The sequence below is a fragment of the Streptomyces odontomachicola genome (assembly GCF_039605595.1).
Classification (GTDB): domain Bacteria; phylum Actinomycetota; class Actinomycetes; order Streptomycetales; family Streptomycetaceae; genus Streptomyces.
Genome location: NZ_JBCFOK010000017.1, coordinates 90469 through 103975, shown reverse-complemented (window position 1 = coordinate 103975; position 13507 = coordinate 90469). Strand labels below are relative to the sequence as shown.

Annotated in this window: 14 protein-coding genes; 8 read left to right on the top strand and 6 right to left on the bottom strand. The window is 71.5% G+C overall.

The window, feature by feature from the left end; genetic code table 11:
• Positions 1 to 4: 4 nt before the first annotated feature.
• Positions 5 to 403 (bottom strand): winged helix-turn-helix transcriptional regulator, encoded by a 399-nt coding sequence (locus ABEE00_RS27945; RefSeq protein WP_345748470.1) that lies wholly within the window; start codon positions 401 to 403, stop codon positions 5 to 7.
• Positions 404 to 553: 150 nt separating this feature from the next.
• Here ABEE00_RS27945 and ABEE00_RS27940 point away from each other — a divergent pair, with 150 nt between their 5' ends.
• Positions 554 to 1966 carry an MFS transporter gene (locus tag ABEE00_RS27940; protein ID WP_345748469.1) on the top strand — a complete coding sequence of 471 codons (1413 nt, stop codon included), beginning with the start codon at positions 554 to 556 and terminating at the stop codon, positions 1964 to 1966.
• Here the strand turns inward: ABEE00_RS27940 and glgX are convergent.
• The gene (gene glgX, locus ABEE00_RS27935; protein ID WP_345748565.1) at positions 1947 to 4163 is read right to left on the bottom strand and encodes a glycogen debranching protein GlgX; all 2217 of its coding nucleotides are present in this window, start codon (positions 4161 to 4163) and stop codon (positions 1947 to 1949) included. The genes ABEE00_RS27940 and glgX overlap by 20 nt on opposite strands.
• A 339-nt stretch (positions 4164 to 4502) precedes the next feature.
• Between glgX and ABEE00_RS27930 the strand changes: the two genes are divergently transcribed.
• The 5 genes from ABEE00_RS27930 (at position 4503) to ABEE00_RS27910 (ending at position 9648) form a co-directional block, all read left to right on the top strand.
• Complete coding sequence (locus ABEE00_RS27930; RefSeq protein ID WP_345748468.1) at positions 4503 to 5768, top strand: L,D-transpeptidase; 1266 nt, start codon at positions 4503 to 4505, stop codon at positions 5766 to 5768.
• 197 nt (positions 5769 to 5965) lie between these two features.
• Positions 5966 to 7255 (top strand): L,D-transpeptidase, encoded by a 1290-nt coding sequence (locus tag ABEE00_RS27925; RefSeq protein WP_345748467.1) that lies wholly within the window; start codon positions 5966 to 5968, stop codon positions 7253 to 7255.
• A gap of 61 nt (positions 7256 to 7316) precedes the next feature.
• On the top strand, positions 7317 to 8084 hold the full coding sequence (locus tag ABEE00_RS27920) for an enoyl-CoA hydratase/isomerase family protein (RefSeq protein WP_345748466.1): 768 nt from the start codon (positions 7317 to 7319) through the stop codon (positions 8082 to 8084).
• 307 nt (positions 8085 to 8391) lie between these two features.
• Positions 8392 to 8898 (top strand): ATP-binding protein, encoded by a 507-nt coding sequence (locus ABEE00_RS27915; RefSeq protein ID WP_451918686.1) that lies wholly within the window; start codon positions 8392 to 8394, stop codon positions 8896 to 8898.
• Between the two features lie 390 nt (positions 8899 to 9288).
• Positions 9289 to 9648, top strand: a complete 360-nt coding sequence (locus tag ABEE00_RS27910; protein ID WP_345748464.1) for a hypothetical protein — start codon at positions 9289 to 9291, stop codon at positions 9646 to 9648.
• 215 nt (positions 9649 to 9863) lie between these two features.
• Here the strand turns inward: ABEE00_RS27910 and ABEE00_RS27905 are convergent, their stop codons facing one another.
• The 4 genes from ABEE00_RS27905 to ABEE00_RS27890 all read right to left on the bottom strand — a co-directional run bounded on the left by ABEE00_RS27905 (position 9864) and on the right by ABEE00_RS27890 (position 11735).
• The gene (locus ABEE00_RS27905; protein WP_345748564.1) at positions 9864 to 10289 is read right to left on the bottom strand and encodes a rodlin; all 426 of its coding nucleotides are present in this window, start codon (positions 10287 to 10289) and stop codon (positions 9864 to 9866) included.
• A gap of 118 nt (positions 10290 to 10407) precedes the next feature.
• Complete coding sequence (locus ABEE00_RS27900; protein ID WP_345748463.1) at positions 10408 to 10698, bottom strand: hypothetical protein; 291 nt, start codon at positions 10696 to 10698, stop codon at positions 10408 to 10410.
• Positions 10699 to 10857: 159 nt separating this feature from the next.
• Positions 10858 to 11091 carry a chaplin gene (locus tag ABEE00_RS27895; protein ID WP_345748462.1) on the bottom strand — a complete coding sequence of 78 codons (234 nt, stop codon included), beginning with the start codon at positions 11089 to 11091 and terminating at the stop codon, positions 10858 to 10860.
• A gap of 227 nt (positions 11092 to 11318) precedes the next feature.
• Positions 11319 to 11735: a rodlin gene (locus tag ABEE00_RS27890; protein ID WP_345748461.1), complete on the bottom strand. Its 417-nt coding sequence runs from the start codon at positions 11733 to 11735 to the stop codon at positions 11319 to 11321.
• A gap of 316 nt (positions 11736 to 12051) precedes the next feature.
• On the opposite strand from ABEE00_RS27890, the gene ABEE00_RS27885 reads away from it, so the two are divergent.
• Together ABEE00_RS27885 and ABEE00_RS27880 are read left to right on the top strand one after the other, a co-directional pair.
• The gene (locus tag ABEE00_RS27885) at positions 12052 to 12291 is read left to right on the top strand and encodes a chaplin (RefSeq protein WP_345748460.1); all 240 of its coding nucleotides are present in this window, start codon (positions 12052 to 12054) and stop codon (positions 12289 to 12291) included.
• Between the two features lie 288 nt (positions 12292 to 12579).
• Entirely contained in the window at positions 12580 to 13506 is a 927-nt protein-coding gene (locus tag ABEE00_RS27880; protein ID WP_451918685.1) for a D-alanyl-D-alanine carboxypeptidase family protein, read from the top strand.
• Position 13507 lies beyond the last annotated feature (1 nt).

Here is a 13507-nt window from a genome sequence, read left to right as displayed (position 1 = left end):
GGTGTTACGTGGCCCCGCCCCCGTCCGCCGCCTCCGGCCGCGCCCCGCTCCCGTCAGCCGCCTCTCGTCCCTCCCGCCGCGCGTCCCTGTACCAGCGCCCCCAGGCGTCCAGCCGCCGGGTGATCTCGTCCAGGCTGCGGCCCGTGCCGGTCAGCGCGTACTCGACCTTCGGCGGGACCTGCGCGTACACGGTCCGCCGCACCAGGCCGTCCGCCTCCAGCTCGCGGAGCTGGCGGGTCAGCATCCGCTGGGTCACCGAGGGGAGTTCGCGCTGCAGCTCGTTGAAGCGCCGTGTGCCGTCCATGAGCTTCCGCAGGATCGCCAGCTTCCAGCGCCCGCCCAGCACCTCCATGGCCAGCTCCACCGCGCAGTGGTCCGCCGTGTCCTCGGCGCTTCCCCGCATGCCCAGCTCCCGCGTACGACGCGTTAGCGGCCCTCCCGTACGGCTCTCTCCCCGCACACCGCTCCCACCTGCGGAGGTATACGGACTGTGCCTACCGCACAGAAAAGACCGTTCTTGTGGCCGCCTTCCGGTGATCACGATAGTGCGGGCATGACCGCATGCGATCACCCGACGGCCCGTACGGAGCCGAGCCCGGGTCCTGTGCCGGCGCCGGAGCAGACGGCTTCCGGTAACCGCTGGGCCGTCCTCGCCGTCCTGTGCGCCGGGCTGTTCCTCGGCGGCATGGACCTCACCGTGCTGCAGGTGGCCGTGCCCAGCATCCTCGCCGACCTGCGCCCCGGCAGGGCCGCGCTGCTGTGGACGGTGGACGCCTACCCGCTCACCGTGGCCGCCCTCCTGGTCACCTGCGGCACGCTCGCCGACAGGTACGGGCGCAGGCGCCTGCTGCTCGCGGGGCTCGGCCTGTTCGCCGCGGCCTCGGCCCTGGCCGCGTACGCGCCCTCCCCCGGAGCGCTGATCGCCGCGCGGGTGCTGCTCGGCGCCGCGATGGCCATGATCATGTCGTGCACCGTCGCGCTGATCCGCGCGCTCTTCCCCGACGCGCGCGAACGGACCCTCGCGCTCGGCGTGTGGACCGCGGCGCACAGCGCGGGCGCCACCCTGGGCCCGCTGCTCGGCGGGCTGCTCGTGCAGCACTGGCACTGGGGCGCGGTCTTCCTGGTCAACGTGCCGGTCACCGCCGTGGCCCTGGCCGCGGGCGCCCGCCTGGTCCCGGAGTCCCGCAGCCCGCTGCCCCGGCGCTGGGACGCGGCAGGAGCGCTGCTCTCGGCGTCCGGCCTCGCCGCCGTCGTCTACGCGCTCAAGCACCCGGGCGGGGTGGCAGGCGGCGACCCCGCGCCGATCGCAGCGGGCCTGGCCGGCGCGCTGCTGCTCTGCGCCTTCGTACGACGCCAACGCCGCGCCGCACAGCCGCTGCTGGACCTGAAACTGCTGGCCGAACGCCGCATCGCCACCGCGCTCGGCTGCATCCTCACCGGCTTCGGCAGCCACATCGCGCTGCTCTTCTTCCTCACGCTGTGGCTCCAGCGCAGCGCGGGCCGCTCGCCGCTGGAGGCGGGCCTCGCGCTGATGCCGCTCGCCGCGGCGAGCGCGGCGGGCGCGGTGGCCGCGCCGTGGTGCGCGCGGCGGTTCGGCGCGCGCCGTGCGCTCCCCGCCGCGATGCTCCTGCTCGGCTGCGCCCTCGCCCCGGTCGGCCCGGCCGCGGCGGCGGGCGGCTACCCGGCGCTGGTGGCCTGCCTGCTCGTGTCGGGCACCGCGGCGGGCGCCGTCATGACCCTGGGCGCCGACGCGGTGATGGGGGCCGCGGGGCCCGAACGCGCGGGGGAGGCCGCCGCGTTGCAGGAGACCTCCTTCGAGCTGGGCGCGGGCCTGTGCGTGGCGGCCCTCGGCACGGCCGCCCACACCCTCACGGCCTTCGGGGTGCTGGCGGCCTCCGTACTCCTGCCGACCGCAGCGGCGACCGCGTACCTCACCCGCGCGCGCCTCACCCGCGCGCGCCGTTGAGCCCCACCACCCGCAGCACCCGCACCGACCGCCCCGGCGTCTCCAGCGTCGAGCCCGCCTCGTGCACCGTGCCGGGCGGGGCCGACTGGTCCTCCAGGGCCGTGTCGACGAGGAGTTCGTACGCGGTGCCCCACCGCGCGTCGGGGAGGCGCACGGCGCGCCGCCCGTCGCCCGCGTGCAGGATGCACAGGAAGCTGTCGTCGGTGATCTGCACGCCCTGCGCGTCGCGGTGCGGGATGTCCCTGCCGGAGAGGTACATCCCGAGCGTCCCGCTCGGCGCGAACCAGTCGTCCTCCGTCATCTCCCGCCCCTCGCCGGTGAACCACGCGAGGTCCCGCAGCCCCTCGGCCCCGTTCGCGCGCCCCGAGAAGAACGCCTTGCGGCGCAGCACCGGGTGCTCCCCGCGCAGCCGCACCAGCCGCGAGGCCAGCTCGAACAGACCGTTCCACTCCGGCGTGCGCAGCAGCGACCAGTCGACCCAGCCGACCTCGTTGTCCTGGCAGTACGCGTTGTTGTTGCCGCCCTGGGTGCGGCCCATCTCGTCGCCCGCCACCAGCATCGGCACCCCGGTGGACAGCAGCAGCGTGGTGAGCAGGTTCCGCACCTGCCGCCGCCGCAGCGCCTGCACGTCCGGATCGTCGGTCGGCCCCTCGGCGCCGCAGTTCCACGACCGGTTGTCGTCCGTGCCGTCCCGGTTGGCCTCGCCGTTCGCGGTGTTCCGCTTGTGCTCGTACGAGACGAGGTCGCGCAGCGTGAAACCGTCGTGCGCCGTCACGAAGTTGACCGAGGCGTAGGGCCGCCGCCCTCCCCAGGCGTACAGGTCGCTGGACCCCGAGAGCCGGTAGCCCAGGTCCCGCACATCCGGCAGCGCGCCGCGCCAGAAGTCCCGCACGGTGTCCCGGTAGCGGTCGTTCCACTCGGTCCAGCGCGGCGGGAAGGCGCCCACCTGATAGCCGCCGCTGCCCACGTCCCAGGGCTCGGCGATCAGCTTCACCCGCCGCAGCACCGGGTCCTGCGCGATCACCGCGAGGAACGGCGAGAGCATGTCGACGTCGTGCATCGAACGGGCCAGCGCCGAGGCCAGGTCGAAGCGGAAGCCGTCCACGCCCATCTCCTGCACCCAGTAGCGCAGCGAGTCCGTGATCAGCCGCAGCACATGCGGCTGGACCACGTGCAGGGTGTTGCCGCAGCCCGTGTAGTCCGCGTATCTGCGCTGGTCGTGCGGCACCGTCCGGTAGTAGCCGCGGTTGTCGATGCCGCGCAGGGAGAGCGTCGGACCGTGCTCGCTGCCCTCGGCCGTGTGGTTGTAGACCACGTCGAGGATCACCTCGATCCCCGCGGAGTGCAGCGCCCGCACCATCCGCTTGAACTCCCCGACCTGCTGCCCGCGCGTGCCGGTCGCCGCGTACCCGGCGTGCGGCGCGAAGTAGCCGATCGAGTTGTAGCCCCAGTAATTGCGCATGCCGCGCCGCAGCAGATGGTCCTCGTGCGCGAACTGGTGCACCGGCAGCAGCTCCACCGCCGTCACCCCCAGCCGCTTCAGATGCCCGACGACGGCGGGGTGCCCGAGCCCCGCGTACGTGCCGCGCAGCTCCTCCGGGACCTCCGGGTGCCGCATCGTGAAGCCGCGCACATGCACCTCATACAGCACCGAGTCCGCCCACGGCGTCTTCGGCCTGCGGTCGTCGGCCCAGCTGTCCTGGTCGTGCACCACCACGCCCTTCGGCACGTGCGGCGCCGAATCGCGCTCGTCGCGCACCGTGTCCGCGAGCTCCGGCTGCGGCCAGTCCCGCACATGCCCGTACAGCTCGGCCGGCAGCGCGTCGAACTCGCCGTCCACCGCGCGCGCATAGGGGTCCAGCAGCAGCTTCGCCGGATTCCAGCGGGCGCCCGTCCAGGGGTCCCAGCGCCCGTGCACCCGGAATCCGTACCGCTGCCCTGGCCGCACTCCCGGTATGAAGCCGTGCCAGATCTCATGGGTCAGCTCCGGCAGCGCGTACCGCCGCTCGACGGCCTCCCCGCCCTCGCCGTCCTCCTCGTCGTCGAACAGGCACACCTCGACCGCCTCGGCCCCGCCGGCCCACAGCGCGAAGTTCGTCCCGGCCACGCCCTCGGGCCCCGCGTGGTGCCGTGCGCCCAGCGGCTCGGGGCTGCCCGGCCACACCTCGGCGCCCCCGCCGCGGCCCGCTTCCGGCACCGGCCGCTCCGCGTGCTGCGTGCTCCGGCCCTCACCGTCCTCGGCCCCGCCGGACTTGCCGCCGGCCCCGGTCGGCGGTGCGACGGGCACGCCGGCGCCGCCGTTCACGGGCCCGGCCGCGACCCCTCGGCCGTGTACGTGCGACACGTCTCTGCCTCCCGCGGCCCGCGGCACCGCGCGCCGTGATCGTCGTCCGCTGTCCGGTTCTCTTCCCCGCCATTCTTCCCAAACGGGACACTCGCCTCACACCCGGTGACCGGCTCGTTTCCCGTCCGCACCCCGGTCGTTGGTCTCCCCGTACGGCGATCGTGGCGATCTTGAGGGGCGGAATCCGGGGGCATGCGCGACCGGTACGGAAACGGCGGGAACGGCGGGAAGAGCGGGGCGGGAGCGGCGGAGGGCGCGGGCCGCCGGGCGAGGAGAGGGCCGCGGACACTGCGTACCGCGCTCGCCCTCCTGACGTGCGCGGCCGTCTGCGCCACCGCCGCCGGCTGCGGTCCGGGCGGCGGCGACCCGAAGTCCCCGGAGCGGGCCATCCGGGTGACGCCGCGCGACGGGGCCGAGGACGTACGCGCCGACGCACCGCTCCGTGTGTCGGTCGGCGAGGGGCGCCTGGAGCGCGTACGGGTGCTGCGCCAGGGCGACGTGCGGCGCCGCGCGCTGCCCGGGCGGCTCTCGGCCGACGGCCGCACCTGGCGGCCCGCGCGCAGCCTCGCGATGGCGGCGAAGTACACCGTGGACGCGCTCGCCGTGGACGGGCACGGGCGCCGCACGGCGCGACACAGCGACTTCACCACGCGCGCGCCCGAGCACCGCTTCATCGGCTTCTTCACCCCGGAGAACGGCCAGACCGTGGGCACCGGCATGATCCCCTCCATCGACTTCGACCGGCCCATCGCCGACCGGGCCGCGGTCGAGCGGGCCATCCGGGTCACCGCGCATCCGCGCACCGAGGTCGCCGCGCACTGGTTCGGCCGCTCCCGCCTGGACTTCCGCCCGCGCACGTACTGGCGCCCCGGCACCCGCGTCTCGCTCACGCTGCGGCTGCGGGATGTACGGGGCGCGCCCGGTGCCTACGGTGTGCAGAACAAGACCGTGCGCTTCACCGTCGGCCGCGACCAGCGCAGCACCGTGGACGCGCGACGGCACACCATGACGGTGCGGCGCGGCGGGCACACGGTGGCCCGTGTCCCGGTGACCGCGGGCGACAAGGGGAACCCCACGTACAACGGCCGCATGGTGATCTCCGAGAAGTACGACGTGACCCGCATGAACGGCGACACCGTGGGCTTCGGCGGCGAGTACGACATCGACGACGTGCCGCACGCGATGCGCCTCACCGACAGCGGCACCTTCCTGCACGGCAACTACTGGGCCCCCAGCGGCACCTTCGGCTCCTCCAACACCAGCCACGGTTGCGTCGGCCTGCGGGACGCGCGCGGCGGCAGCCCGCGCACGCCCGCCGGGCGCTTCTACGGCGAATCGCTCATCGGCGACGTGGTGACCGTACGGGGTTCGGCGGAATCCACCGTCGCGCCGGACAACGGGCTGAGCGGCTGGAACATGGGCTGGCATCGCTGGAAGGCCGGAAGCGCCCTCAACTGACCAGCAATGTCCCGTCCTCGCAGACCCTTTCCGACCTCCACGCATCTCCCCGAAACCGCGACTGAACGGTGACCCCTGCGGGCAGACCCCTGTCACTCCGGTGTGGTTATCTAACGGCAGCAGGGGTGTTTGCCGGAGCACGGCGCACGTTCGGGGGCGCACACGGTGCGCGAGTCGTGTGAGGGGAGCGGTCCGTTTTGGATCTCAAGGCCATCGCCAAGGAGAAGCTGAGTCTCTCGTCCGTGCAGGGGGACAGCAGGGCGCGGGTGATCGGCGGTTCGGCGGCGGGACTCGCGATCGTGCTGGTCGTGCTGCTGCTGACCCTCACCACCTGCGGCGGCGGCAGCGGCGCCGAGGGCAACGGCAAGAAGCCGGTGGGCGCCGAGGAGGACGCCGACAAGCCCTCGGAGGCGGTCGTGCGCATATCCCCGGGTGACGACGCCAAGGACGTCGCCCCCACGGGGAAGCTCGAAGTCACCGCCGAAAAGGGCAAGTTGACCAAGGTCGCCGTCGAGGACGCGGACGGCAGGCCGGTCGACGGGAAGATCACCGAGGGCGGCGCCGCCTGGCGCCCCGCGGCCCACCTGTCCACCGGCACCCGCTATTCCGTACGGGCCTCTGCGCAGGACGCGGAGGGCCGCACGGCCACGAAGAAGGCGTCGTTCACCACCCTGAAGCCGAAGAACCCCCTGCTCGGCCGCTTCACCCCGGAGGACGGCGACAAGGTCGGCGCGGGCATGCCAGTCTCCATCGAGTTCAACCGCCCGGTGGAGGACCGCGCCGCGGTCGAGAAGGCGATATCCGTGACCGCCGACCCGAAGGTGCGGGTGGAGGGCCACTGGTTCGGCGACCAGCGCCTGGACTTCCGCCCCGAGGACTACTGGGCCAAGGGCACCGACGTCACCCTCGACCTCGGCCTGGACGGCGTCGAGGGCGCCAAGGGCGTCTACGGCACCCAGGACAAGAAGGTCCGCTTCGCGGTCGCCCGGCACCAGGTCAGCGTCGTGGACGCGAAGACGAAGAAGATGACCGTCACCCGCGACGGCAAGAAGATCAAGACCATCCCGATCACCTCGGGCAGCCCCGAACACCCCACGTACAACGGCCGGATGGTCATCAGCGAGCGGCTCACCGAGACCCGGATGGACGGCAACACGGTCGGCTTCGGGCGCGACGAGGGCGCCGGCGGCTACGACATCAAGGACGTCCCGCACGCCCAGCGCCTCAGCACCTCCGGCACCTTCATCCACGGCAACTACTGGAACCCGCAGTCCACCTTCGGCCGGGCGAACGTCAGCCACGGCTGCGTCGGCCTGTACGACCTGCGCGGCGGCGGCTCCACGAAGACGCCGGGCGCGTGGTTCTTCCGCAACTCGATCGTGGGCGACGTGGTGGAGATCAAGAACTCGCACGACAAGACCGTCCAGCCCGACAACGGCCTCAACGGCTGGAACATGAGCTGGGAGAAGTGGACGGCGAAGCAGTAACGCCCCGCACACCCGCCGCGCGGGCAACTCCCGCCCCGCGCGGCCCCGTTAGCCTTCCCCCATGACTGTGAATCTCGAGGTCGCCGAGGGCGTCGCCACCGTACGCCTGGACCGCCCCCCGATGAACGCGCTGGACATCGCCACCCAGGACCGGCTGCTGGAGCTGGCCCGCGAGATCACCGCACGCGACGACGTCCGCACCGTCGTGCTGTACGGCGGCGAGAAGGTGTTCGCGGCCGGTGCGGACATCAAGGAGATGCGGGAGATGGACCACGCCGCGATGGTCGCCCGCTCCAAGGGCCTCCAGGACGCCTTCACCGCCATCGCGCGCATCCCCAAGCCGGTCGTCGCCGCCGTCAACGGCTATGCGCTGGGCGGCGGTTGCGAGCTCGCGCTGTGCGCCGACATCCGTATCGCGGGCGAGAAGGCCAAGCTCGGCCAGCCGGAGATCCTGCTCGGCCTGATCCCCGGCGCCGGCGGCACCCAGCGGCTGTCCCGCCTGATCGGCCCGTCCAAGGCCAAGGACCTCATCTTCACCGGCCGCCAGGTGAAGGCCGACGAGGCCCTGACCCTCGGCCTGGTCGACCGCGTGGTCCCGGACGCCGAGGTGTACGAGCAGGCGCACGCGTGGGCGGCGCGGCTCGCGGCCGGGCCCGCGATGGCACTGCGCGCCGCGAAGGAGGCTGTGGACACCGGCCTGGAGACGGACATCGACACCGGCCTGACCGTGGAACGGAACTGGTTCGCCGGCCTGTTCGCGACCGAGGACAGGGAGCGCGGGATGCGCAGCTTCGTGGAGGAGGGCCCCGGGAAGGCCAAGTTCCTCTGACGGTCCCGCTGCCGCGGTCCGCCGGCGGGTGACAACTCCTCGTACGGGTGGGGTGGTTGGGGGTGGCGCGCAACCCGTCCACCCGCACGCCCCACCTTGTGGGGGATTGAGTCCCGCATTAAGGGAACCTTAAACAACGTCGCGTCGTTGCGGTCAGTGATGTTGCCCGTACCCGATGTCATTGCTGGTCACGGGCGCTCCCCGGAAGTATCACTGCCTTAGGCATATGCATGACGAGCAGCCCGGAAGGGGGTGTTCCGTGATGGCGGATTGGCCCGAACGGCTCCCTGATCTCCCCGACGGCGCCATGATGGTGGCCATGGCGGGTCAGGGAGATGTGGCGAGCGTGACCGAGAGGGTTCCGGAGGGCTCGGGAGAGCCGGGCGGGGACGACGCCGCGAGCAAGGTCCTCGAGCTGGTCGGCGACCCGACAGCCGAGGAGATCCGGCTCCCCAACCGCCCCGAGTCCGCGAGCACCGCGCGCCGGCTGACCCACGTGGTCCTGCGCGAGTGCTGGCAGCTCCCAGCCCCGCTCGCCGAGCACGCCGTGCTGCTCGTCTCCGAGCTCGTCGGCAACGCCGTCCGGCACACCGGCGCCCACGTCTTCGGCCTCCGCGTGCTGCGCCGCCGCGGCTGGGTGCGGGTCGAGGTCCGCGACCCCTCGCGCGGCCTTCCCTGCCTGCTCCCCGTGCACGAGATGGACACCAGCGGCCGCGGTCTGTTCCTGGTGGACACCCTCTCCGACCGCTGGGGCGTGGACCTCCTGCCGCGGGGCAAGACGACCTGGTTCGAGATGCGCCTCGCGGACCACTGAGGCGGCGTACGGGGTCGGCGTACGGTTTCGCGTGCGGGGTCGATGTACGGATTCGTGTACGGGGGCGGCGTGCGGGGTCCGTGCGCGGCGGCCTCAACCCGCCGTGTGGGCACGGGTGTTCACGCCAATCTCGTCGTTCATCCCGTGAGGCGTCCCCCGTGCGTGTCGTCCTCGGCGTGTGCCGCTCTGCGGATTGGAATGCCCCATTTACCTGGACTACGGTATGTAGGCGTATGAGTACCTAGCGTGACCGTTATTCGGTTTTCCGTACCCGACGTCCCTACGTCCCCTCTGTGACTGGTGGTTCCTGTGGCAGCGCACGCCCATCGCGCCCGTCGTCCGGCGTTTCCCGTTCCTCGCGCTCTCCTCCGCGCCGGCCTCCTGGCCACCGTGGCCGGCGCCGCACTCGGCGCCGGAGGCGTCGCGGCGAGCGCGGCAACTCCCCACGCGGCGGAGCCCGTTCCGGCGGGCTCCGGTGAGATGCCGGGCGCCAAGGAGATCGGCGAGGCCGTGAACGGCACGGGCCAGGGCCTCGGCGCCGCGCTCGACGGCGGCCTCATGGGGGTGAAGGAGCTCCAGCTCAACCCGCTGGCCAACACCGGCGTCGACCCCCTGGACAACGGGATCGGCACCCAGATCGGCGACTTCAAGGGCGTGAGCACCAGGATGATCACCGAGCCCCTGGCCCGCGGCGCCTCCCTCGACGAACTCCCCGTCACGGGCCCGGTCACCGAGTCCCTTCCCGGCTGACGCGCCGCCCGCCCGGCATGCGTGTGGGGCCCGCCCTCCGGGGCGGGCCCCACGTGTGTGAGCGGCGCCCTGCGGAGCACCGGCGGGCGGCATCGGTGCGGAACGCCGGCGTGCTGCGCGGCCGCGTGCCACGGCGCCGGAACGCGCGAAGCCCGGGGCGGGGGTGTGACCCCGCCCCGGGCCCGGCTCTTCGCACGGCGGAAGCCGTGGGCCGATCAGCTGTTGCCGGCGCCGTTCTCGCCGACGATCGGCACGTCCTCGAGCAGGTGCGACAGCGGCGCGTCGCCCTCGGCCTGCGTGGAGTTCTCGGTGCAGACCTGCTGCTGCTTCTGCGACAGGATCGGGATGTCCTGGAGGCCGACGTTGACCAGGCCGACGATGTTCTGGATCTCGGTGTCGTGCAGCAGGTCCAGGCAGGGCTTGTTCAGCGAGCCCTGGATGATGGCCATCTGGGGGCTCATGTTGCCGTGCGTGGACTGGTTGCCGTACTGCTGCATGGAACCATTGCCGTTGTTGCTGGTTCCGTTGGCCGAGTCGGCGCTGCCCAGGTCGTCGTCGGCCATGGCGTGCGGCGCGGCAACCGCGGAAGCGCCCACCGCGGCGACGGCGACCGTGGTCGCCGACAGGATCTTCTTCATCATCTTCTTCTGCTCCCTTTGCATCGTGCGTAGCTCAGCCCTGGGGCACATTGCCTAACTTGTGCTGCGGCGCTGAGTTATCGAGATTCACCTGATTGGTGCTCGGAGAATTCCGGGCGCTTCACTTCGGCTGGGCGAGACCACCCAGAACGGCTTTCTTGAGGCCGTCGACCTGCGGTCCCGAGACGCCGACGGGACCCTCGCGCAGTGCCGCCCCCACAATGCTGTGCTTGCGGGTCGCCTGGGCGAGTCCGTCATCCAGGGCGAAGTTCGGCCCGTCGGCACCGGCCGCGAAATCGCTGGCCGCGTCCGGGTTCGGCGCCGGGGCCGGAGCGTCCGCGAAGGCCGGAGTCCAGGAGCCCAGCGCCAGGAGTGAACCGGCGACCACGGCGGCGGACTTCGCATACTTCATGGGATTCTCCCGGGATCGTCTTCTTCGACTGAGGCTCCCTGTTCCCAACGAGCGCGGCCGGTGCCGGAAACGGTTCCGGGACCCCGAAATGGCCCCGGAGAACATAAATGCTCCGGGGCCACGACGGGGAGGAACCATTCCGGTTACGGAATTCCTGCGTCAGCCGGCCGCGCAGGTGTTGCCGAACGCGGGGTTCAGCAGGCCGATGATGTCGATGCTGTTCCCGCAGGCGTTGATCGGGATGTGCACCGGGACCTGGATGTTGTTACCGGAAATGACACCGGGGGAGCCCGTGGCCGAACCCTGCGCACCCGAGTCGGCCATGGCCGGTGCAGCGGTGCCCAGCGCCATCAGGGTGCCGGCGGCGAACGCCGCGGTCTTCATGTACTTCATGCTCTTCACCTTTCCGCTGCGGAGCGGCCGGGAGCACGAATGTGCCCACCGGACGCCCGTGGGCGCCCGCTTCTCCGCTGCTGTTTTTCAAGGGATGACCCGCGCGGCTCGACGCAGCTCGGGGATTCGCGACCCACCGGAGCGGGCCGCGAATTTGTGCCGTGCCGCGCGGGTGCACACGAGGGTCCGGGAATCCGAATGACCCGGACCCTCTCCGGGAATACCGGTCAGCTGTTGCCGGCGCCGTTCTCCGAGATGACCGGGAGGTCCTCGACCAGGTTGGAGAGCTGGCCGTCGCCCTCGGCCTGGGTGGAGTTCTCGGCGCAGACCTGCTGCTGCTTCTGCGACAGGATCGGGACGTCCTGGAGGCCGACATTGACGAGGGCCACGATGTTCTGGATCTCGGTGTCGTGCAGCAGGTCGAGGCAGAGCTTGTCGAGCGAGCCCTGGACCAGGCTGGACTGCGGCGCCATGGTGCCGTGGGTGGCCTGGTTGCCGTAGTTCTGCTGGGCACCGTTGCCGTTCACGGTCTTGCCGTTGGCGGAGTCCGTGGTGCCGAGGTCGTCGTCGGCCATGGCCTGGGGGGCACCGAGGCCGACGATGGCGGTGGCCACGGCGGCCGCGGCGAGCGCGTTCTTGATCATGTTTCACCCTTCTGGATGCGGAGTGCCAGCTTCGGAGCGACCTGATCAACTCGCGGTTGCTGGTTTGGTTCCGTCGATTCACTCGGATGGCACAAAAACATAGGTTCATCCCGCCGCAGACCAGCGGTTACGGCTGTGTACCGACCGGGTGTCGCCGGGGGCCGGGCGGGGAATATGCGAACTCCCGTACCGGTTTCGCTTATTGAGCCAATCGACGGAATGCTGCCGCGTGCCCGCAACGTTTCCGGCGGCGTTCCGTTCATTCTTGTGCGGCGTCAAGAAGGGGCCGCGAGGAATCCGTCTGGAGGGGTACTCCATGAATGCTGCGAAGAAGGCCGCTCTGGTCGTCGCAACGGCCGGTCTCGCCGCCGGTGCGGGGGCCGGTGCCGCCGTCGCCGACAGCGGTGCTTCCGGCTCCGCCACCGGTTCCCCGGGCGTCGTCTCGGGCAACAACATCCAGGTTCCGGTGCACGTGCCGGTCAACCTGTGCGGGAACAGCATCGACATCATCGGGCTGCTGAACCCCGCCTTCGGCAACACCTGCGCCGCTGGCTGAGGTCGACCCGTACTCGTCGGCTGCTGACGCGACGCAGAGGCAGAAGGCCCCGCTCCGGCGGGGCCTTTTCGCTGTGCGGACGCGGCCGCCGGGGCCCCGGCCGAGGCCCCGCGCGCCGTCACCCGGTCCCTCGGCCCCCAGGGCGTCCGCGGCATCACGTAATAAGCCGCCCAAGTCTGCGTATCTCCTACAACTTTCGGCTCACCTCGTCCGTCTGTGCTGGCGACCGAGCTGTATCCCATGGCCATATCCATGGCACAGGACGACGGAGCAGACTGAGTGAGACGCATATCCAAGGCGGGCGGCAGAGCCGCCGCCGCAGCCGTCGCGGCGGGCGCCGTGCTGGCGGCCGGGCCGCTGGCGCCGGCGCAGGCCCAGGCGGCGGGGGGACCGTCCGGCATCAAGGCCAAGGGGGCCTTCCTGCTGGACAGCGGGGCCAACAAGACGCTGTGGGGCAAGGGTTCCGACACCAGGCGTCAGATGGCCAGCACCACCAAGGTGATGACCGCGGCGCTGGTCACCAGCCTCAGCGCGGGTGGCGGGAAGAGCCTGGACACCAAGGTCACGGTCAAGAAGGAATACCGGGACTACGTGACCAAGTGGGGCGGCAGCACGGCCGACCTGCGCACCGGTGACAAGCTGACCGCGCGGCAGCTCCTGTACGCGCTGCTGCTGCCCTCCGGGTGCGACGCCGCGTACGCGCTGGCCGACACGTACGGCAAGGGCGGTACGTCGGCGAAGCGGACCGCGGACTTCATCGCGAAGATGAACAAGAAGGCCGCCCAACTGGGCATGAAGAACACGAAGTTCGACTCCTTCGACGGCATATCGAAGGGCGGGAAGAACTACTCGACGCCGCGGGACATGGCCAAGCTCGGCCGGTACGCGATGACGAGCAAGAACGTCCAGACCGTGGTGAAGAGCACCAAGGGCGTGCAGAAGGCCACCAACGGCCGGACCTACACCTGGTACAACACGAACAAGCTGCTCGGCTCGTACAAGGGCGTCACCGGCATCAAGACGGGGACCGGCACCGCCGCGGGGCCGTGCCTGGTGTTCTCCGCGACGCGGAACGGGCGCACGGTCATCGGGACCATCCTGAACAGCAACGACCGGTACCCGGACGCGACGAGGATGCTGGACTGGGCCTTCAAGCAGAAGACCGCCACCAAGCTGACCCTCCGTCAACTGCCGCCGGGGGCGCAGCGGGACTGAT